Genomic DNA, 19271 nt, shown 5'->3' on the forward strand with positions numbered 1-19271 from the left:
GTCCTGGTGCTCGTGCTCTGGCTGGTCGGGGCGCTGGCGTCCGAGCGGGGCGTGCCGCGAGAAGGGGCAGCAGGCGCGGACGGATCGGGCCCGCACAGCCCGGGTCAGGCCGACTCGAGGAGGGGCTCCGGGTCGCGGAGGCCGGGCACGAGGCCACGGCGGCGGCGGGCGGCGGCCAGCACGGTCACGGCGAGCGCCCCGACCAGCCAGAGCACGAGCACCAGGACCGCGTGCGCGACTCCGATGCTGCCGCCGGCGATCAGCGAGCGGAACGCCTCCACCGTCCAGGTCAGCGGCAGCACGCCGTGGATCGCCTGGAAGAAGGCGGGCGCGGTCTCGACCGGGTAGGTGCCTCCGGCCGAGGACAGCTGCAGCACGATCATCAGCAGCGCCAGGAATCGGCCCGGGGCGTCCAGCAGCGCGATCAGCGCCTGGTTGATCGCCACGAAGGTGAGGCTCGTGAGCACGGCGATCCCGATCAGCCCGGGCAGGTTCGACGCCTCGACGCCCACTCCGAAGCGGATGACGAGCGCGGCCAGGACGCCCTGGGCGACCGCCATCAGCGCGCCGGGCAGGTAGCTGCGCAGTGCGATGACCCAGGCGGGACGGCGCGCGGCGAGGAGGCGGGAGCTGAGCGGGGCGCTCATCAGGTAGAAGGCCAGCGCGCCGACCCAGAGCGCGAGGGCCATGAAGTAGGGGGCGAGGCCGTAGCCGTAGGACGGCACGCGGTTCATCCGCTCGGCGTCGATCCCGACCGGGGCGGCCGCGACGGTGCTGAGCTCCTGCGCCTGCTCGCCGGTGTAGGTGGGCACGTCGTCCGCGCCGTCCGAGAGCTTCGTGTCGAGGGTGCGCGATCCGGAGGCGAGGGAGTCGATCCCGTCGGCGAGGTCCTGCGAACCGGTGGCCGCGTCGGCCGAGCCGGTCGCGGCGGTCTCGGCGCCGTCCGCGAGGTCCGACGCGCCCGTCGCGAGGGCGGCCGTCCCGGAGGCGAGGTCGGAGGCGCCGGCGGCCGCGGAGGCGATCCCGCTGGTGAGCGGGCCGACCGCGCCGGAGAGGGTGTCCACTCCGCCGGCGACCTGCGCGGCTCCGCCGTCGAGGGTCGCAGCTCCCTGGGCTAGGGCCTGCGCACCGGTCTGCAGCTTCTGGGCGCCGTCGGCGGCGGAGGTCGCCCCGGTGGACAGAGCGGCGGTGCCGGTCGCGAGGTCGGCGGCTCCGCCCGAGACCGTGGCGGCACCGGCGGCGAGCGCCGTCAGTCCGCTGCCGTCGTCGCCGACGAGCGCGGTCGCACCGGAGGCGAGCGTCTGCGCGCCCGCGTCCGCCGTGGCGGCTCCGCCCGCGAGAGCGGCCGCACCCTGCTCGAGGGCGGTCAGCTCGGCCACGCGCTGGGCGTCGGACAGCGAGTCGTACCGAGAGAGCAGGGAGGCGAGGCCGGAGTCGACTCCGGTCGCTCCGGTGGCGAGTTGCGGAGTGGCGGTCGCGAGCGCTCCCGCGCCGGTCACGAGCTGCTGGGCTCCTGCGAGGGCCTTCCCCGCTCCGTCGGAGAGGGAGGCGGACCCGGTGGCCAGCGCCTCGGCGCCGGACGCCGCCGAGGCCGCGCCGTCCTTCAGGGTCGACGCCCCCGCGGCGAGGTCGGCGGCGCCCGAGGCGAGCGACGCCGCTCCGCCGTCGAGCTGCTGGGCGCCGTCGGCGACCGTGCGGGCTCCCGTGTCGAGCGCCGCCGCCTGGTCGGGCAGCTGACCGGTCCCGCTCGCGATCCGCTGGAGTCCCGACGAGAGGTCGGACGCTCCGGAGGCCGCGCTCCCCGCGCCCGAGCGGAGGGAGTCGGCGCCGGTCGCCAGCTGCGCGGTGCCGTCCTGCAGCTGCGCGAGCCCGACGACCAGCTCGGAGGAGCCGGACGCGGCGGTCCCGGCGCCGTCCGCCAGCTGAGCGGCGCCGTCGGCCGCCTGCTCGAGGCTCGAGTGCACGTCGGTGAAGCCGAGGTAGACGTTCTCGAGGTAGGTCGCGCCGACCTTCTCCTCCAGCGTCTTCGTCACGGTGGTGCCGATGGTGGAGGCGATGTTGCCGACGATCAGGTTGGCCGCGTCGTTCGTCTCGATCGACAGCTTCGCCTGCACGGCCGCGGCGGGGTCGTCGCCGCCGACGGAGGCGACGTCGGCCGAGAAGCCGGCCGGCACCGTCAGCACGGCGAGGACGTCGCCGGAGGCGAGCTCGCGGGACGCCTCGTCGGCACCGGTCGCCGTCCAGGCGAAGTCCGAGCCGGACGTGTCGGTGGTGAGCTGCTCGGTCAGGTCGTCGCCGAGGGCGAGCGCGGAGCCGTCCGAGGCGGTCGCGCCGGTGTCCTCGTTGACGATCGCGGCGGGCACCGTGTCGAGGTGGTGCGTGGGATCGAGGTTGGCCGAGGTCAGCAGTCCCGCGTAGATCAGCGGGATGAGCGCGATCGCGGCGAAGACGACGACGAGGCGCGGGTTCACGGCGCGCAGGGCGCGGCGGAGCGGGGTGGTGGTCATGGTCCTTCTACTTCGTGGAGTGCAGGGCGGCGAGCCGCGGCGAGGCGACTCCGGTGACGAGGAGCTCGGCGATGTCGGCGGAGGCCGAGGCCACGGGACGGCGGGCGTCGCCGTCGAGGAGCCAGCCGACGACCAGCCAGGTGGTACCGGCGGCGAGGAGGACGGCGAAGCGCTCGACGCGGGCGTGGTCGCCGCCGCCCGATCCGCGCTCGGCGAGGGGCGAGAAGGCGAGGAGCCGCTGCGCGAGGAACGCGACGACCGACTCCTGCACGGCGCGGGCCGTGCCTCCGCTCAGCACGCGGCGGTAGAAGTCGGCGTGCACGAGCAGGCCCTCGAGGAGCCCGCGGACGATGCGGGGGACCGCGCCCTCCCAGTCGGCGGGGGCGGTGCCGGGAGCGACGTCACCGAACAGCGCGTGCATCCGCTCCACCGCGGCGGCCTCGATCAGTGACGGCACATCCCCGAAGTGCTGGTAGAACGTGGGGCGGCTGACACCCGCGGCGCCGCAGAGCTCCGTGATGGAGGGCTGGTCGTCGCCCGGGCGGTCGAGGGCACTCGTGATCGCGGTGAGCAGGAGCTCGCGCGAGCGGGTGAGCCGCGGATCGGTCACGGGGTCCTTCTTCCCGGCGCGAGGAGCGCCTTCTTTACGTCCGTCAGATAACTTACAACCGTAAAGAAGAGCGCGCAAGGGTCAGGAGGAGGGCGGCTCCGGGAGCAGCGTCGAGATGGCGGACGTGTCGACGATCACCGAGTCGTGCGGAGTCAGTCCCGGGCTCCGGGGCGTCGGCACCGGCAGGCGCACGAGCAGGGCGCCCGGATCCACGCCGAAGCGCCCGGAGCGGGTGCGGCCGACCGGATCGCCGTCCAGCTCGGCGAGCACCGGCTGGTCGAGCTCGAACGAGAACTCGCGGCCGGGCCACTGCCGGAGCGAGGCGAGCCCGTTGCGGTTGCCGGTCGCCACGTCCAGCGCGAGGCCGAAGCGCCGACGCAGCAGCACCAGCTCCAGGTCGCCGTCGTCGAGCACGGCTCCGGCGGCCAGCTCGATGTTCGCCACCACGGAGCTGCAGTTGCAGGCCAGCACCATGAAGCAGCGCTGCGGAGGCTCCTCCGCGCCGTCGATCGTGAGGGTCACCTCGAATCCGGCCTTGAACATCGCCGGCGCGCCCGCCGCGAAGTAGGCGCCCCAGCCCACCCGCTTCTTCAGCTCCTCGTCCGTCTTGTCCATGATCTCGGCGTCCAGGCCCACCCCGCCCATCACCATGAACACCCGCTCCTCGCCGTCGTCGAAAGCGGCCGTGCCCACGTCGATGGCGCGGTCCTGCCCGAGCAGGGCGATCTCCACCGCCTCGGGCAGCGAGCCGAGCGGGATCCCGAGGTTCCGCGCGAGGAGGTTGCCCGTGCCGCTGGGCAGCAGGCCGTAGGGGACGCCGGTCCCCCGCAGCACCGTGGCGACGGCGCGGACGGTGCCGTCGCCTCCCATCGAGCACACCAGGTCCGGGCCCGCCTCGAGCGCGGCGCGGGCCGCAGCGGCACCGGAGTCGCCCGGACTGGTCTCGAACCAGAGCGGCTCGTTCCAGCCGTGGCGGCGCGCGATCGTCGCGACCAGGTCCTCCGCGGCGCCGACGTCGTCGAACTTGCTCGGGTTGATCACGACGGCGACGGTGCGCTTCTCAGGTGCCTTCACCCCGTCAGTCTGACGGCACCGGCGACCGGTCCAGTCGCGCTGACGCCTCCAGCGCGAGCACGGCGCCGATCTCGGCCGAGAGCGTGGCGGGCAGCGACGGAGGCGCGTCCCAGCGGGGCCCGGCCAGCAGCACGCCGCGGCGGACGCTCGAGCTCTGCAGCGCGGCGACGCTGCCGGTGACGAAACCGCGGACGCGAGCCGCCACCGCGGGCGCGACTCCGCTCGTCGTGGCGAGGTCGACGAGGTGCCGGTAGGCGATGCCGCCGAACAGGGCGCCGTCCCCCGATCCCTGGTCGACGAAGACGCCGTCGGGGGCGAGCCGGTCCAGCAGGTCCTCGGCCGTGCGGGAGGCGTGGGCCACCAGGCGGGGGTCGGGCCGCAGGCGGTGCAGGGCGAGCGCCGCGCCGATGTAGACGGCGTGGTTGTAGCTGAAGGCCCAGTCGTCGCGCGCGGAGCCTCCCTCGCGGCCGATGCCGTCTGCGACGAAGCCGGTGTCGTCGTCGCGGAGGCGCACGTGCATCCAGTCGAGGGCGGCGCGCGAGAGCTCCTCCCGGCCGTCGGGCCGCAGCCGCTCCAGGCGGGCGCCGAGGATCGCGAACGGGCCGTTGGCGGGCGCGTTCTTGTAGTCGAGCTGCCGGCGGCGCCAGGCGAGGCTCGCCCCGTGGCGGAGGTTCCACCCCTTCGCGACGGCGAAGCGCCAGAGGCGGTCGGCCCGGTCGAGGAAGCGCGGGTCGCCGGAGGCCTCCCCGAGGCGGGCGAGCGCGCCGCCGAGCCACATCATGTCGTCGAAGTAGCCGTTGACCAGGCGCCCGCCGTTGCGGAGGCGGATCGCACGGTGGATCCGCCGGGCACGCTCCAGGTGCGCCTCGTCGCCCGTGCGCTCGAAGGCGTCGACGGCCGCGTCGATCGCGTGCGCGAGCCACCAGTAGTTGAACTCGAGGTCGGCCCGCAGCGAGGTCGGGTAGCTCATGTGGTAGCCCAGCAGCGGCACCGCGAAGAGCCGCTCGAGGCTCTCCTGCGCGGTGTCCGCGGGGCTACTCGTAGATGTGCGGGGCGAGGACGGCGACATCGCGGAGGTTGCGGTAGCGCTCGGCGTAGTCGAGCCCGTAGCCGATCACGAACTCGTTCGGGATGTCGAAGCCGACGTAGGCCACGTCGACCTCGACCTTGGCGGCCGCGGGCTTGCGGAACAGCGCGCAGATCTCGACGGACTCGGCGCCACGGCTGCGGAGGTTGCCCTGCAGCCACGAGAGCGTGAGGCCGGAGTCGATGATGTCCTCGACGATCAGCACCTTGCGGTTCGTGATGTCGGAGTCGAGGTCCTTCAGGATCCGCACGACGCCGGAGGACTTGGTGCCGCTCCCGTAGGACGAGACGGCCATCCAGTCCATGACGATGTCGAGCTTGAGCTCGCGGGCCAGATCGGCCATCACCATCACGGCGCCGCGCAGCACCCCGACGATGAGCAGGTTCTCGCCCGCGTAGTCGCGCTCGATGGCGCGGGCCAGGTCGCGGATCCGCTCGTGGATCTCGGCCTCGGTGTAGAGGACCTCGGTGATGTCGTCGGCGATGTCGGCTGCTTCCACCCGGCCACTCTACGGGTGCCCGGCCCCCGTCTCCCCTCCGCGAGACTCCGCTCCTGTACACCTCCGCCGGCGAGTCGCGTGCCGGAGCGGCATCTCGCGGGGAGGGGTCGGGCGTCGCGCGGGGACCGGGGGTCGCGGGAACGGGTCAGGGGGCCGCGGGTGCGAAGACGAGGGTGGTGCCGCGGCGGGTGGCGAGGACGCCGGGGAGGTCGACGCCCTTCTGGCCGTGCCAGTCGGTGACCAGCGCGGCGACCGCCAGCGTCTGCGAGCGCGAGAGCGCGACTCCGAACTCGTTCGCCACGACCAGGCGGATGATCCGCTGCCGCAGCGCCGGCGGGTCCGCCGCGAGCCCGCGCGCGTCGACCGTGACGTGCCCCGCCTCGTCCTGGCCCACCAGCTCGAGCGCCCAGTCGAGGGCGAGCGCGTCGAGCGCGTCCCCGTCCTCCCGCAGCTGCTCGGCCGTGCGCGCCAGAGCATGGGCCACTCCCGGCCCGAGCTCGTCCTCCAGCACGGGCAGCACGCGGTTCCGCACCCGGACCCGCGAGTAGCGGGGGTCGTCGTTGTGCGGGTCGTCCCACGGCACGAGCCCCTGGTCGGAGCAGGCGAGGCGGGTCGTCTCGCGCCGCAGGCCCAGAATCGGCCGACGCAGCTGCCCGCTGACCGGCGCCATCCCGTGCAGCGAGGCCGCACCGGCTCCTCGTGCCAGGCCCAACAGCACCGTCTCGGCCTGGTCGTCGAGGGTGTGGCCCAGGAGGATCGCGGCGGCGCCCGTCGCGGTCAGCGCGTCGTCGAAGGCGCGGTAGCGCGCGCTGCGGGCGGCCGCCTCCGGACCGCCCTCGGCGGACACCGTCACCACCTCGCGCAGCACCGGCGCGAGCCCCAGCGCGTGCGCCTGCTCCGCCGCCCGCCGCGCGACCTCGGCCGACGCCTCCTGCAGCCCGTGATCGACGATCACCGCGCCGGCCCGCCTCCCGCCCCGCGGGGCCTCGAAGGCGACCGCCGCCGCGAGCGCGAGCGAGTCCGCTCCCCCGCTCAGCGCGACCAGCACCAGCGCTCCGGGGTCGAGCCCGTCGAGGCTCTCGCGCACCGCCCGCCGCAGATCGGCGACGGCGGGGGTCAGGCGGGGGCGATCGGGCACATCAAGTAACGTAATGCCAGCGATCCGCCCCTCCCGCGCGCGCACCCGCGCGAGCGTTCCGGAGGCCGATCCGTCCGCCGATGCGCCGCTCACGGCGCCACCGACTCAAGGAGAGAGCATGGCCGCATACGACGTCGTCGTCGAGATCCCCAAGGGGAGCCGCAACAAGTACGAGGTCGACCACGAGACCGGTCGCGTCTACCTCGACCGCGTGCTCTTCACCTCCTTCGTCTACCCGACGGACTACGGGTACTTCGAGAACACCCTCGGCCTCGACGGCGACCCCGTCGACGCGCTGGTGCTGCTCGAGTACCCCGTCTTCCCGGGCGTGGGCGTCTCCGTCCGCCCGGTCGGCGTGCTCAACATGAGCGACGAGGCCGGCTCCGACGCGAAGGTGATCGTGGTCCCCGCGAAGGACCCGCGCTGGCAGCACATCCAGGACATCGGCGACGTCCCGGAGCAGACGAAGAACGAGATCAAGCACTTCTTCGAGCGCTACAAGGACCTCGAGCCCGGCAAGTGGGTCAAGGTCGACGCGTGGGGCGACGCCGCCGAGGCGGAGCAGATCGTCCAGGACGGCATCAAGAAGCTGGCCGAAGAGGGTCACTGACCCCTCGCATCAACGAAGGAACCCCCTCCCGTCGTCTCGACAGGAGGGGGTTCTCTCGTTGTGCTGTGCGGCCGCGGCTCAGGCGGCCGGGCGGCCGACCATGCCGGCGGGCGTGCCCCAGGTGTTCCAGATGCGCACGGGCTTGCCGTAGTCGGCGGCCTCGATGATCTGGTTGTTCCCGAGGTAGATGGCCACGTGGTAGTAGTCCCCGCCGCCACCCCAGAAGATCAGGTCGCCGCGCTGGCGCTGGCTGTAGGGGACGAGCTTGCCGGCGCCGGCCATCGTGTTGTACTGGTTCGTCGCCGAGTGGGTGCCGATGTAGATGCCCGAGGACGCGTACGAGGCCTTGGTGAGGCCCGAGCAGTCCCACTGGTCCGGGCCCATGCCGCCGAGGACGTACTCCTCGCCGAGCTGCGCCATCGCGTACGAGATCGCGTTCTCGACGGCGCCGCTGGTCGGCACCAGGACCGGAGCGGTGACCGGCTGCGGGAGCGGCTGAGCCGCCGGCTGGGCGATCGGCTGAGCAGCGGGCTGGGCCGGAGCCGGAGCCGGCTGCTGCTGCGCGGGCTGCGGAGCGGCGGGCTGCGGGAGGGACGCGGTCTGACGCGACGGGGCGGCGGCGTCGGCCTGCGCCGAGGACTGCTGCTGGGCGGAGCGGGCGGTGGACTGCGCCTGAGCGGCGGCCTCCGCCTCGGCCTGCGCCTGGGCGGCGGCCTCGTCGGCCTGGCGCTTCTGCTCGCCCGCGAGGTACTGGGTCTCGGCCTCGACCGAGGAGTCCTTCAGCAGCGCGAGCTGGGCGACCAGCTCCTGCGACTTCTCCTCCTGCGCCGAGAGCGACGCGCGGGCCGACTCGGCGGCGGCGTCGGCGTCCTTGCGGGCTGCGTCCGCCTCGTCCGAGAGCGCCTGGTGCTCGGTGACGGCGAGGTCGGCCTGGTCGCCGAGCGACTCCGCGTTCTGCTTGTCGGCGAGGGCGTCGGCGTAGACCTTCTGCGACTGCTCCGAGAGCTGCGACATCGCGCCGAGCTGGTAGAGCAGGTCGCCCGCGTCCTTGCCCTTGGCCACGAGGCTGGCGGAGAGGTCGCCACCGGCGGCGCGAGAGAGGTGCGCGGCCAGCAGGCCGGCGCGCATCTTCGAGGTCTGGGCCTTGGCGGAGGCGGTGGTCGCCTTCTCGTCGAGGTCGTCGACGGCCTTCGCAGCGGCGTCGAGCGCCTCCTTGGCCTGGCGCCAGGCCTCGGCCTTCTTCATCGCGGTGATCGACTTCTCGTCGACCGCGGTCTGCAGGCTCGCGATGAGGCCGGTGATCGAGTCGATCTCGGCCTGCTTGCTCGCCTCGTCCTTCTTGGCGTTCTGCACGTCGTCCCACGAGGGGTACTTCGCGTCGTCGGCGAGGGCCGGGGTGATGCCGAGGGACGCGGTGACCGCCGTGACCGCGAAGGCGGCGGAGATGACGAGCGGGAGGCGGCCCTTCCAGGCGCGCTCCCGGGGTGCCGGGGTGAAGGTGCGTGCGGTCGTCTGTGCGTCAGCCAAGGGTGACTCCTCGTTGGGCCATGAAAGGTTGGGCGTCGACGGCGGAGCCGTTGACGCGGGTCTCGAAGTGCAGGTGGCAGCCGGTGGAGGCGCCGGTCGAGCCGACGGCGGCGATCTGCTCGCCCGCCTGGACCTGCTGGCCGACGCGGACGTAGATCCCGCCGGACATGATGTGGGCGTAGCCGGTGCTGATGCCGCTGCCGTGGTCGATCAGAACCCAGTTGCCGTAGGTGCCGTTGGGGCCCGCGTAGGAGACGGTGCCGCTGTGCGCCGCGAAGATCGGGATGCCGCAGCCGCCCGCGAGGTCGGTGCCGCGGTGGTACGAGCCGGAGGATCCTCCGCCGGTCGAGATGCTGTCGCGCGGGCCGAAGGTGCCGGTGATGCGGCCCCCGGCAGGGCGGACCCAGCCGGAGTCGCTGACGGCGCTGGAGCCGCCGCCGCCCGAGGGGGCGACGTACCCGCCGCCGCCACCGCTGCCGCCGCTGGACGCGGCTGCGGCCCGGGCGGCCTCGCGGCGCGCGGCCTCGGCCTGGGCGGCGGCCTGACGGGCGGCCTCCTCCTCGGCGAGCTTCCGGAGGCGCTCGGCCTCGCGGGCGGCGACGCCGGCCTCGTACTCGGCCACGGTCTTCGACTCGGTGTCGCGGAGCGCGGCGAGCTGCTGCTCGAGCACGACGCTCTGCTCCTGCTGCTCGGCGAGCGCGGCCTCGGACGCCTCCTGAGCGGCGGTCGCCTCGGCCAGCTTCTGCTCGGCGGCGACGCGGAGGCGCTCGCGCTCCGTCTGCGCGACCTCGGCCTGGTCGGCGAGGGACGACGCGGTGTTCCGGGCGGTGCTGGCCTGCTCGTAGATCGCGGAGGAGCGCTCGACCAGCTTGGTCATGCTCCCGATCTTCGACAGCAGCTGGTCGGCCTGGCCGGCCTTCTGGTCGAGGAAGATGTTGACGGACAGGTCGGTGCCGGTGCTGCGGTAGAGCTGCGCGGCGAGCAGGCCCGCCTGCTGCGAGGCCTTGTCGGCCTCCTCGGCGCTGGCGGCGGCCCGGTCCTCGAGCTTCTTCGACTGGTCCGAGGCCTCGTCGAACGCCTGCTGAGCGGCGAAGTGCTCGTCGCCGCGCTGCTGCGCGAGCTGCTGAGCGGAGGCGACCTCGCTCTGGAGGTCGCCGATCAGGGACGTGATCCGGTCGACCTGAGCGGCGGCGGCGGCGGTGTCGCCCTTCGCCGCCTCGACGTCGGCCCACGACGGGTACTCGACCGCCTGGGCGGGAGTGGCGACGAGCAGGCCGGCGACGAGCGCGACGACGGCGGAGGCCAGGGCAGCACCTCGGAGTCGCCCGAGTCGCGGCGCGCCGGGGAGGCGGGCGGGACGCGGACGGCGCAGGGAGTGGGGCATGGGACCTCGGGGATAGGGGGCCCTCCCTCCGCGGCGGTGCGGCTCCGGCGCGCGGGTGGGGGGAAGAGCGATTCCGCCCCACCCTAACCGCGGCCCTGCCCGATCTCCTAGACCCGGGTCAACCCCGGACGGGGTGCACGCCGCCTGCGGAACCGTCGATTTTGCATCCTGCGCCGCGGCCCCCTATGCTTGCGTGTCGGTAGTCATGGGGGGTCGGCCGCAGGGTCACCCCGCGAGTCTCCGGCCCCATCGTTTAGTGGCCTAGGACACCGCCCTTTCACGGCGGCAGCACGGGTTCGAATCCCGTTGGGGTCACGGATGGGTCGGTACTACCAGCACCACCAGAAGTACCAGCACCACCGGAAAGTGCGCCGGCTCGAGAGGGTCGGGGCGTGAAAATAGAACAGCCTCGAAGGCAGTATGCTTGTCTTCGCAACGAGGCCCTGTAGCGCAGTTGGTTAGCGTGCCGCCCTGTCACGGCGGAGGTCGCGGGTTCAAGTCCCGTCAGGGTCGCAAAGAGGCCCTTCCGAGAGGAAGGGCCTTTTTCAGGAGATCACCTCTCCAGCGACATCACGTCGCAACGGCTCTGTAGCTCAGTTGGTAGAGCGCACGACTGAAAATCGTGAGGTCACGGGATCGACGCCCGTCGGAGCCACTGGAACCCTCGCCTAGCTTCTACATGGCGGGGGTTTCTTCGTACCCGGAGGTCCCCGCCGCCGCGATCCGCCGCACATCCCTCCCGTTCCGGACCGCGCCGAGCAGTGACGGCAGCCCGGATCCCGTCCAGGCGGTCTGCGTAGGCTGGCCCGGCCATGCAACCCGACGCCTTCCCGCCGCCCGATCCCGCGACGCTCGCGCCCGACTCCGCTGCGACGACGTCGTGGCCGGCCGAGCCCCTCCCCTCGGTCCACGCGCCCTACTCCTCCCTCCTCTACCTGCCCGATCCTCGGGTCCGCTGGGGCCTGCCGACCGCCGTGCTCACGATCGTCGGGATCGTCCTGCCGCTGGCCGTGCTCATCCTGCTGTTCGGGTTCGGCGTGCTCCCCTACTCCGCCGGACTCGCCTTCGCGGGGGCGCTCGCGAGCTACCTCGTCGCGCTGATCGTCCCGTTCGCGGCGTCTCGGCTGCGCGGGCTGGGCACGATGGCGGCCGACTTCGGGCTGCGGTTCCGCTGGATCGACGTGCCCATCGGGATCGGGCTCGGCATCGCAGTGCGCGTCGTGATCCTGTTCGTGCTCGCCGCGTTCGCTCCGCTCCTCCAGGACGCGCAGGGGAACCTCGACATCGACCCCGATCCGCTGTGGTTCGTGCTGAGCTCGGTCCTCATCCCCGTCGTCGTCGCGCCGCTGGTCGAGGAGGTCCTCTGCCGCGGCGTCGTGATGCGCGCGGTGCGGAACCGGATGCTCCGGGGCTCGGCGGAGTCGGCGCCGCCCACCCGCGGCCGCCGCGTCTGGGCGATGGTGTTCAGCATCCTGGCGTCCACGGCGGTCTTCGCCCTGCTGCACGGGCACCAGATGGTGAACCCGGCGACGATCGTGACGCTCGGCGTGACGACGGTCACCGCGGGACTCGCGCACGGCTGGATCGCGACGATCACCGGGCGGCTCGGAGCGGCGATCGTCTCGCACGCGACGCTGAACGGCTCCGCGGTGCTGCTGCTGGCGCTGCTGCCGCTGCTGACTCCGTAGGGGGATCTCGAGAGGCCCGCTGCGCGGGGTGCTCGATCGGCAGGAGTCGGGGCGGCCCGATCGGGGGCGTGGGGCGGCGCGTCAGACGTCGTAGGTGCGCGCCCCGGGCAGCGGGCCGCGGACCTGGCGGTGGAGGCGCTCCATGTCGGCGTCGAGGGTGGCGGCGGTGCGGGCCGCGTCGGCGAGGCCGTCGAGGAGCTCCTGCGGGACCTGGCGGTCGTACTTGTAGTAGATCTTGTGCTCCAGGCTCGCCCAGAAGTCCATCGCGATGGTCCGGAACTGCACCTCGACGCAGACGTCGACCGATCCGCCGGAGAGGAACACGGGCACCTCGACGATCGCGTGCAGGCTCTTGTAGCCGTTCTCCTTCGGCTCGGCGATGTAGTCCTTCACCTCGAGCACCGTCACGTCGGACTGCGAGGTGAGCAGGTCGAAGACGCGGTAGACGTCCGAGACGAAGCTGCAGGTGATCCGCACGCCGGCGATGTCGGTGATCGCGTCGGCGATGCCCTCGAAGGTCGTCTCGCAGCCCTTGCGCTCGATCTTCTCGATCAGGCTGTCGGCCGACTTGAGCCGGCTCGTGACGTGCTCGATCGGGTTGTACTCCTGCAGCTCGCGGAACTCCTCCTGCAGGATCGACACCTTCGTGACGATCTCGTCCATCCCGAACTTGTACTGGAGCATGAAGCGCGCGAAGTCGTCGCGCAGGGCGCGGATCTCGGCGACGGTGGTGGCGTCGAGCGCTTCGGCGACGGCATCCGTCAGCGGAGGGACGGCGTGCGCGGGTTCGGGGATGCGGGATTCCACAGTCGGACACCCTACGCGCGGAGTCGTTCGAGACCGGTGGGAGGCGCCCGGCCTAGCCTGGGAGCGTGATCACCGAGCCCCGCCCGCTGCGCTTCTGCGCGTTCGTCATGAACACCGCCTCCCACATCCAGCACGGCCTCTGGCGCCACCCCGACGCCCGGCAGGACGAGTTCGACGACGTGCAGCTCTGGATCGACCTCGCCCGGACGCTGGAGCGCGGCCGCTTCGACGCGATGTTCTTCGCCGACGTGGCGGGGCTCTACGGTCCGGCGGACGGCGACTGGGACGTCAACGCCCGCGAGGGGCTGCAGCTGCCCAGCAACGACCCGTCCGTGCTGCTCTCGGCCCTGGCAGTGAGCACCGAGCACCTCGGCTTCGCGTTCACGAGCTCGGTGCTGCAGTCGCATCCGTTCGACTTCGCCCGGAAGGTCTCGACCCTCGACCACCTCTCGAAGGGGCGGATCGCCTGGAACATCGTCACCAGCGCCCTCGACGGCGCGGCCCGCAACTTCGGCTACGACCGGCTCGAGGAGCACGACGAGCGCTACGCCTGGGCGCAGGAGTACCTCGACGTGGTCTACAAGCTGTGGGAGGGCTCGTGGGACGACGGTGCGCTCCTGCGCGACAAGAGCGGCTCCTTCGCCGACCCGGCGCGCATCCACCGCATAGACCACGTCGGGAAGCGCTACCGCGTGCAGGGGCCGCACCTCTCGGCTCCGTCGCCCCAGCGCACGCCCGTGCTCTTCCAGGCCGGCTCCTCCCCCGCGGGTCGGCGCTTCGCCGCGCGGAACGCGGAGGCGCAGTTCGTGTTCTCGGGGTCGCCGGAGAAGACCCGCGAGCTGATCGAGGACACGCGGGCCCTCGCCGCGGCGGCCGGTCGCGGAGCGGGTGCGCCCTCCTTCTACCTGGGGCTCTCCTTCATCACCGGCGACACGGAGGAGGAGGCGCGCCGCGCTGAGCGCGAGATCGACGAGTACCTCTCCTCCGACGCCTTCCTCGTGCACTCGAACCTCGGCTTCGACCCGGCGACGGGCGAGAAGCTCGACCCCGACCTGCCGCTCTCGGCGATCGAGACCTACGCCGGCCAGAGCCACCTGCAGTGGATCCGCGACGCCTCCCCCGACCGCGAGCCGACCGTCCGCGACCTGGCCCGGCTCTCGGCGAAGCTGCGCGGACGGGTCGTCGGCACTCCCGAGCAGATCGCCGACCACCTGGCGGGCTGGCGCGACGCGGGGATCGACGGGATCAACGTCGTCAACTGGATCCTGCCCGGCAGCTACGAGGAGTTCGTCGACCGGGTGATGCCGGTGCTCCAGGAGCGGGGCCTCGCGCAGACCGAGTACGCCGAGGGGACGCTGCGCCGCAAGCTGTTCGGGACGGACGAGCTGCCGGCGACGCACCCGGCGCGGGCGTACCGTGGGGCGTTCGCGGGCTGAGCCCTCGCGGGCCGGGCTCTGCGCGTCCACTGCCCCTGCACCGGCTGCCCGCCCCGCCCCGCGCTCTCCGCCGAGCTGGGGACGCGAGGGCGGGCGCGGCTCCGTAGCGTCGAGGGATGATCCAGACCTGGGGAGTCCTGACCGCGCTGTACGGAGTCGTCGTGACGGCGGTCGCGGTGCTCGCGATCGTCCTGCTGGTGCTGCTGTGCCGCCTGGTGCTCGCCGCGCGCGAGAACCTGCAGACCTCGACGAGGCTGCGCGAGCTGCAGATCGAGCGGATGCTGCTCGAGGACGAGTAGCGGACGCGCGACGCCGGCCGCGATCAGGTCCTCGGCGAGGAGCAGTCGCGGCCGACGACGCGCGGTCCGGTCAGGGCAGAGCGGGTCGCGCCTCCGGGCGGGGCGCCCGCGGGATGAGCAGGCCGAGGGCGACGGCGACCAGCGCTCCGATCGCGCCGATCACGAACGTGGTCTCGAAGCCCTGCGAGCTCGGCAGCTGCACGTCGCCGACGGACACGGTCAGCTGCGCGAGCACGCCCGCGGTCACGGCGGAGGAGAGCGTCGTGCCGAGGGTGCGCATCAGCGAGTTCAGCCCGTTCGCGGCGGCGGTCTCCGAGGCGGGGACGGCGTGCATGATGAGCGTCGGCATCGCGGCGTAGGCGAGGCCCAGCCCGACGCCGATGAGGGCGTTGATCACCAGGATCTGCCACACCTCGCCGCCGAACGGGAGGATCAGCAGGTACGAGACCGCGATCAGCCCGGAGCCGGCGATCAGCACGAGCCGCGGCCCGGACTGCGCCGAGAGGCGGGCGGCGAGCGGGGACGTGGCCATCATCGCCAGGCCCGAGGGCGCGAGCACGAGGCTCGCCACGATCAGGCTCAGGCCGAAGCCGACGCCCGACGCGGCCGGCAGCTCGAGGCGCTGCGGCAGCGTGATCTGGGCGCCGAAGAACGCGAAACCGACCGCCACCGAGGCGAGGTTGGTGAAGAGCACGGCGGGGCGGGCGGCCACCCGGAGGTCGACGAGCGGGCTCTCCTGCCGCAACTCGTACCAGCCCCAGAGGAGCAGGACGGCGATGCCGCCGAGGCCGGAGCCGAGGATCGCGGGGCTCGTCCAGCCGGAGTCGTTGCCGCGCGAGACGGCGATCAGCACGCCGCTCAGTCCGAGGGCGAGGCCGATCGTGCCGACCACGTCGAAGGTGCCGGGCGAGCGCAGCGTCGACACCGGCACGACCAGGAGGACGAGGACGATGTCGAGGACGCCGAGGCCCGCGGACATCCAGAACAGGACGTGCCAGTCGGTGTTCTGCGCGATGAGGGCGCTGAGCGGCAGGCCGAGCGCGCCGCCGATGCCGAGGGTCGCGCTGACCAGGGCGATCGCGCCGGGGAGCCGGTCGCGGTGGAGTGTGTCGCGGAGGATCGAGATGCCGAGCGGGATGACGCCCATCACTGCGCCCTGGAGGGCCCGGCCCACGACCAGCGTCCACACGTCACCCGCGAAGGCGCAGACGATCGAGCCGATCACGAGCACGACCAGCGCGGCCACGGCCATCCGCCGCTTGCCGTAGAGGTCGCCGAGGCGGCCCGAGACCGGGGTGAGGATGCAGGCGCTCAGCAGCGTCGCGGTGATCACCCACGCGGTCTCGTTGCGGTCGGCGCCGAGCAGCGTCGGCAGCTCGGACTGGATCGGGACGACCAGCGTCTGCATGAAGGAGGCGCTCATGCCCGCGAAGGCGAGGACGGCGGTGATGAGGCGCGGGTCCGGCGAGCGGGTCAGGGAGCGTCTGTCGGAGTCGGGCACGGCGGTCCTTCGTGTCGGCGGCGGACGCGCACCCGGACCGCGGCGGCGGGCGGGCCGTCGTCGGCGGGATCGTATCGCTCGGCTCTGCTTTCGACCGGCTCGGGGCTCAACGGCGCGGGGCGCCGCTTTGTTCCCTCCTTCTCCTTCCCGCGCGCGTCGGGCAGGACGAGGATGGGCGGATGATCGACATCGAGAGCTGGATCGCCCGCTACGAGAAGGCCTGGGCCACGGACGACGCGGCCGATGTGGCCGCACTGTTCACCGAGGACGCCGAGTACTTCACGGCGCCGCACCGCGACGCGATCACTCCGCGCGACGCGATCGTGGAGTGGTGGCTGGCGGAGGAGGAGCCCGCCGACCCGACCTTCGCGTGGGGCCTGGTCGCGCTGACGGAGGAGACCGCCGTGGTGGAGGCGCGCACCGTCTATCCGGGCGACCGCACCTACCTGAACCTCTGGGTCATCCGCTTCGCCCCCGACGGGCGGGCGCGCTCGTTCACCGAGTGGTACATGGAGGAGCCGGCCGACTCCGTGTCCTGACCCGCGCGGGTCCCCAGGGAGTGGCGAGGAGCCCTCAGCGGCGCCCGGTCAGAGCTGCGCGGCCGCGAAGGTGTCGCAGCTGGTGGCGTCGCCCTCGAAGCCGGCCTGGAACCAGCGCTGGCGCTGCTCGGCCGAGCCGTGCGTCCACCCCTCCGGATCGACGGTGCCGGTGGCCTGCTCCTGGATGCGGTCGTCGCCGACGGCGGCCGCGGCGCCGAGCGCGTCCTGGTACTCCTGCGCCGTCACCGGCTTGAGGTAGGGCGTGCCGGTCTCGTCGGGCACCGTCGAGGCGTCGCCCACCCAGGCTCCGGCGAAGCAGTCGGCCTGCAGCTCGAGGCGCACCGAGTCCGACTCGGGGCCGGTGCCGGAGCGGTCCGCCGACTCCATCGCGCCGGTCAGGTTCTGGATGTGGTGGCCCCACTCGTGGGCGAGGATGTACATCTGCGCGAGCGATCCGCCCGAGGTGTCGAACCGGGTGCGCAGCTCGTCGAAGAAGTCGGTGTCGAGGTAGATCGTCCGGTCCGGCGGGCAGTAGAACGGGCCGACCGCGGCGGTCGCGCTCCCGCAGCCGGTGGTGGTGCTGTCCTCGAACAGGTCGACGCCGGTCGGGGTCGTGTAGGCGACTCCGAGGGTCGGCGTCTGCTCGCCCCAGTAGCGGTCGAGCGACTCGGCCGCACCCTCGAGGCGGCAGTCGACCTGCGTGTTCGCGTCGGCGCCGCTGTCGCAGGCCACCGCGGTGGAGGTGACGCCCTCCGGCGAGGACCCGCCTCCGCCGAACACCTCGCCGAGGCCCGAGAGGTTCACGCCGAGCAGCTGCGAGAGCAGCGCGAGCACGACCACGCCCACCGCACCCCCGCCGACGGCGATGCCGGTGGTGCGGCCGCGGCGGCGGACCTTGCCGCCGCTGAGCTGGGAGTCGTCGTTGAAGGTCATGCCGACGAAGCTAGCGCTCCGCGGACGGGCTCCGCTCGGGCTTGCGGTCAGCCCCAGCGCGACTCGCTGGCCGAGCGGATGATCTCGAGCAGCGCCTCGCGCAGGGGGCCGTGCTCGAGCGAGCCCGGGAACATGTCGACCTCGAGGCGGTGCGCCCGGCGCCAGGCCTCGCCGCCCGCGTCGGTGAGCGCGACGAGCTGCCGGCGGCGGTCCGACGGATCCGTGGTGCGCGAGACGTGGCCCTCGCGCTCGAGGCGCTCGATGGTGCGCGACATGGTCTGCACCTCGACGTGGGCCGCGGCGGCCAGCTCCTTCTGCGCGACGGGACCCGCCTGCAGGAGGTGCAGCACGATCAGGCCGGCGTGGGTGAGGCCGATCTCGGCGAGAGCGCCGTGCCAGGCGTGCTCGACCATCCGGGAGGCGGTGGAGAGCAGCCGGCCGGTGGGCCAGTCCTCCATCCCGGAGGCGTCGTCCGCGCGCATCTGATCAGGGTAGACCCGCTCCCGGGGCACGACGGCACCGGGCGCGGGACGCTCAGGCACGGGCGCCCGGGCATCCCGGCCGCGAGGCGCGGACCGCCCCGCGCGTCAGGACGCGAAGCGGTCCGTCGCCTCGATCAGCGCGTCGAGGATCCCCGGCTCGTCGAAGGCGTGGCCCGCGTCGGCGATCATCCGGAAGTCGGCCTCGGGCCAGGCCCGGTGCAGGTCCCAGGCGGTGAAGGCCGGGGTGCACATGTCGTAGCGGCCCTGCACGATGACGGCCGGGATGTCGCGGAGGACGCCGGCGTCGCGGATCAGCTGCCCCTCCTCCAGCCAGCCCCTGTGCACGAAGAAGTGGTTCTCGATGCGGGCGAAGGCGAGCGCGAAGACGGGATCGGACCAGTCCGCGATCAGCTCCGGCTTCTGCAGGAGGGTGATGGTCGACGCCTCCCAGGTGGTCCAGGCGACACCGGCGGGGCCGTGCACGGCGGGGTCCGCGTCGTGGAGCAGGCGGTAGTACGCCTCGATGAGGCTGCCCCGCTCGCCGGCCGGGACGACGGAGGTGTAGCCCTCCCAGAGGTCCGGGTAGACCGCGGCGGCGCCGCCCTCGTAGAACCACTCGAGCTCGGCGCGGCGGAGGGTGAAGATCCCGCGGAGGACGATCTCGCTGACCCGCTCGGGGTGGGTCTCGGCGTAGGCGAGGGCGAGGGTCGAGCCCCAGGAGCCGCCGAGCACGAGCCAGCGCTCGACGCCGAGGTGCTCGCGGAGGCGCTCGATGTCGGCGACCAGGTACCAGGTGGTGTTGGTCGAGAGGTCGGCCTCCGGCTCGCCGGCGTGCGGGGTCGAGCGGCCGCACATGCGCTGGTCGAACAGCACGATGCGGTACTTCTCGGGGTCGAACAGCCGGCGGTGGGCGGGCGAGGTGCCGGCTCCGGGGCCGCCGTGCAGGAACACGACGGACTTGCCCTCGGGGTTGCCCGAGACCTCCCAGTAGAGCGAGTGGCCGTCGCCGACGTCGAGCATGCCGGAGTCGTGGGGCTCGATCTCGGGGTACAGAGTGCGCATGGCCCGCACCCTACCGACTGTCAGGGTCGCGGTCCGCGAGGCGGGCGGCCCGGCACCGGAGAGGGCGGGAGCGCCCGCGTCCATCCGG

The 19271-nt window shown here is 73.1% G+C and carries 18 protein-coding genes and 3 tRNA genes; 8 read left to right on the forward strand and 13 right to left on the reverse strand.

The window, feature by feature from the left end; genetic code table 11:
• Positions 1-104: 104 nt before the first annotated feature.
• From C5C63_RS08545 to tilS, 6 genes are all read right to left on the reverse strand, one after another.
• Positions 105-2507, reverse strand: a complete 2403-nt coding sequence (locus C5C63_RS08545) for a YhgE/Pip domain-containing protein (protein ID WP_104325860.1) — start codon at positions 2505-2507, stop codon at positions 105-107.
• A gap of 7 nt (positions 2508-2514) precedes the next feature.
• Complete coding sequence (locus C5C63_RS08550; protein ID WP_104272970.1) at positions 2515-3117, reverse strand: TetR/AcrR family transcriptional regulator; 603 nt, start codon at positions 3115-3117, stop codon at positions 2515-2517.
• An 81-nt stretch (positions 3118-3198) separates the two neighbouring features.
• Positions 3199-4191: a diacylglycerol kinase family protein gene (locus C5C63_RS08555; RefSeq protein ID WP_104226014.1), complete on the reverse strand. Its 993-nt coding sequence runs from the start codon at positions 4189-4191 to the stop codon at positions 3199-3201.
• Between the two features lie 4 nt (positions 4192-4195).
• The gene (locus tag C5C63_RS08560) at positions 4196-5260 is read right to left on the reverse strand and encodes a glycoside hydrolase family 76 protein (RefSeq protein WP_104226015.1); all 1065 of its coding nucleotides are present in this window, start codon (positions 5258-5260) and stop codon (positions 4196-4198) included.
• Positions 5226-5777 carry a hypoxanthine phosphoribosyltransferase gene (gene hpt / locus C5C63_RS08565; RefSeq protein WP_104325861.1) on the reverse strand — a complete coding sequence of 184 codons (552 nt, stop codon included), beginning with the start codon at positions 5775-5777 and terminating at the stop codon, positions 5226-5228. The genes C5C63_RS08560 and hpt overlap by 35 nt, the downstream gene beginning before the upstream one ends.
• A 145-nt stretch (positions 5778-5922) precedes the next feature.
• Entirely contained in the window at positions 5923-6915 is a 993-nt protein-coding gene (tilS, locus tag C5C63_RS08570) for a tRNA lysidine(34) synthetase TilS (RefSeq protein ID WP_104325862.1), read from the reverse strand.
• Positions 6916-7033: 118 nt separating this feature from the next.
• On the opposite strand from tilS, the gene ppa reads away from it, so the two are divergent.
• Positions 7034-7525, forward strand: a complete 492-nt coding sequence (gene ppa / locus C5C63_RS08575; protein WP_068255683.1) for an inorganic diphosphatase — start codon at positions 7034-7036, stop codon at positions 7523-7525.
• 78 nt (positions 7526-7603) lie between these two features.
• Here the strand turns inward: ppa and C5C63_RS08580 are convergent, their stop codons facing one another.
• Both C5C63_RS08580 and C5C63_RS08585 read right to left on the reverse strand, forming a co-directional pair.
• Positions 7604-9052 (reverse strand): NlpC/P60 family protein, encoded by a 1449-nt coding sequence (locus C5C63_RS08580; RefSeq protein WP_104325863.1) that lies wholly within the window; start codon positions 9050-9052, stop codon positions 7604-7606.
• Positions 9045-10436, reverse strand: a complete 1392-nt coding sequence (locus C5C63_RS08585) for a peptidoglycan DD-metalloendopeptidase family protein (RefSeq protein WP_104291751.1) — start codon at positions 10434-10436, stop codon at positions 9045-9047. Before C5C63_RS08585 ends, C5C63_RS08580 begins: the two co-directional genes overlap by 8 nt.
• A 242-nt stretch (positions 10437-10678) precedes the next feature.
• Here C5C63_RS08585 and C5C63_RS08590 point away from each other — a divergent pair.
• The 4 genes from C5C63_RS08590 to C5C63_RS08605 all read left to right on the forward strand — a co-directional run bounded on the left by C5C63_RS08590 (position 10679) and on the right by C5C63_RS08605 (position 12124).
• Positions 10679-10751: transfer RNA gene (locus C5C63_RS08590), tRNA-Glu, on the forward strand.
• Positions 10752-10875: 124 nt separating this feature from the next.
• Positions 10876-10949, forward strand: a tRNA-Asp gene (locus C5C63_RS08595).
• A gap of 69 nt (positions 10950-11018) precedes the next feature.
• A tRNA-Phe gene (locus tag C5C63_RS08600) sits at positions 11019-11091 on the forward strand.
• Between the two features lie 157 nt (positions 11092-11248).
• Positions 11249-12124, forward strand: coding sequence for a CPBP family intramembrane glutamic endopeptidase (locus C5C63_RS08605; protein WP_104224403.1), 876 nt, complete (start codon positions 11249-11251; stop codon positions 12122-12124).
• An 81-nt stretch (positions 12125-12205) separates the two neighbouring features.
• Here the strand turns inward: C5C63_RS08605 and C5C63_RS08610 are convergent, their stop codons facing one another.
• Positions 12206-12808, reverse strand: a complete 603-nt coding sequence (locus C5C63_RS08610) for a GTP pyrophosphokinase family protein (RefSeq protein ID WP_104234325.1) — start codon at positions 12806-12808, stop codon at positions 12206-12208.
• 230 nt (positions 12809-13038) lie between these two features.
• On the opposite strand from C5C63_RS08610, the gene C5C63_RS08615 reads away from it, so the two are divergent.
• Together C5C63_RS08615 and C5C63_RS08620 are read left to right on the forward strand one after the other, a co-directional pair.
• The gene (locus C5C63_RS08615) at positions 13039-14367 is read left to right on the forward strand and encodes an NtaA/DmoA family FMN-dependent monooxygenase (protein ID WP_374954097.1); all 1329 of its coding nucleotides are present in this window, start codon (positions 13039-13041) and stop codon (positions 14365-14367) included.
• Positions 14368-14483: 116 nt separating this feature from the next.
• Positions 14484-14666 (forward strand): hypothetical protein, encoded by a 183-nt coding sequence (locus tag C5C63_RS08620; protein ID WP_104234313.1) that lies wholly within the window; start codon positions 14484-14486, stop codon positions 14664-14666.
• A 70-nt stretch (positions 14667-14736) separates the two neighbouring features.
• Here C5C63_RS08620 and C5C63_RS08625 read toward each other — a convergent pair whose 3' ends face one another.
• Positions 14737-16167, reverse strand: a complete 1431-nt coding sequence (locus tag C5C63_RS08625; protein WP_258065418.1) for an MFS transporter — start codon at positions 16165-16167, stop codon at positions 14737-14739.
• 179 nt (positions 16168-16346) lie between these two features.
• On the opposite strand from C5C63_RS08625, the gene C5C63_RS08630 reads away from it, so the two are divergent.
• Entirely contained in the window at positions 16347-16706 is a 360-nt protein-coding gene (locus C5C63_RS08630; RefSeq protein ID WP_104247847.1) for a nuclear transport factor 2 family protein, read from the forward strand.
• 48 nt (positions 16707-16754) lie between these two features.
• On the opposite strand, the gene C5C63_RS08635 is transcribed toward C5C63_RS08630, so the two are convergent.
• From C5C63_RS08635 to pip, 3 genes are all read right to left on the reverse strand, one after another.
• Entirely contained in the window at positions 16755-17639 is an 885-nt protein-coding gene (locus C5C63_RS08635) for a neutral zinc metallopeptidase (protein ID WP_104224400.1), read from the reverse strand.
• A 47-nt stretch (positions 17640-17686) separates the two neighbouring features.
• Complete coding sequence (locus C5C63_RS08640) at positions 17687-18121, reverse strand: MarR family winged helix-turn-helix transcriptional regulator (protein WP_104224399.1); 435 nt, start codon at positions 18119-18121, stop codon at positions 17687-17689.
• Positions 18122-18226: 105 nt separating this feature from the next.
• Positions 18227-19183 carry a prolyl aminopeptidase gene (pip, locus tag C5C63_RS08645; RefSeq protein WP_104325864.1) on the reverse strand — a complete coding sequence of 319 codons (957 nt, stop codon included), beginning with the start codon at positions 19181-19183 and terminating at the stop codon, positions 18227-18229.
• Positions 19184-19271: the final 88 nt, after the last annotated feature.

Origin of the sequence: Rathayibacter sp. AY1B8 (assembly GCF_002932775.1) — a bacterium.
In the GTDB taxonomy this organism is placed as follows: domain Bacteria; phylum Actinomycetota; class Actinomycetes; order Actinomycetales; family Microbacteriaceae; genus Rathayibacter.

Excerpts from the sequence above, each read along its gene's own strand:
- C5C63_RS08630 (WP_104247847.1), top strand. The coding sequence starts at position 16,347 with ATGATCGACATCGAGAGCTGGATCGCCCGCTACGAGAAGGCCTGGGCC.
- C5C63_RS08605 (WP_104224403.1), top strand. The coding sequence starts at position 11,249 with ATGCAACCCGACGCCTTCCCGCCGCCCGATCCCGCGACGCTCGCGCCC.
- pip (WP_104325864.1), bottom strand. The coding sequence starts at position 19,183 with ATGCGCACTCTGTACCCCGAGATCGAGCCCCACGACTCCGGCATGCTC.
- C5C63_RS08610 (WP_104234325.1), bottom strand. The coding sequence starts at position 12,808 with ATGCTCCAGTACAAGTTCGGGATGGACGAGATCGTCACGAAGGTGTCG.
- ppa (WP_068255683.1), top strand. The coding sequence starts at position 7,034 with ATGGCCGCATACGACGTCGTCGTCGAGATCCCCAAGGGGAGCCGCAAC.
- C5C63_RS08560 (WP_104226015.1), bottom strand. The coding sequence starts at position 5,260 with ATGTCGCCGTCCTCGCCCCGCACATCTACGAGTAGCCCCGCGGACACC.
- C5C63_RS08620 (WP_104234313.1), top strand. The coding sequence starts at position 14,484 with ATGATCCAGACCTGGGGAGTCCTGACCGCGCTGTACGGAGTCGTCGTG.
- C5C63_RS08635 (WP_104224400.1), bottom strand. The coding sequence starts at position 17,639 with ATGACCTTCAACGACGACTCCCAGCTCAGCGGCGGCAAGGTCCGCCGC.
- C5C63_RS08615 (WP_374954097.1), top strand. The coding sequence starts at position 13,039 with ATGAACACCGCCTCCCACATCCAGCACGGCCTCTGGCGCCACCCCGAC.
- C5C63_RS08545 (WP_104325860.1), bottom strand. The coding sequence starts at position 2,507 with ATGACCACCACCCCGCTCCGCCGCGCCCTGCGCGCCGTGAACCCGCGC.
- C5C63_RS08640 (WP_104224399.1), bottom strand. The coding sequence starts at position 18,121 with ATGCGCGCGGACGACGCCTCCGGGATGGAGGACTGGCCCACCGGCCGG.
- C5C63_RS08585 (WP_104291751.1), bottom strand. The coding sequence starts at position 10,436 with ATGCCCCACTCCCTGCGCCGTCCGCGTCCCGCCCGCCTCCCCGGCGCG.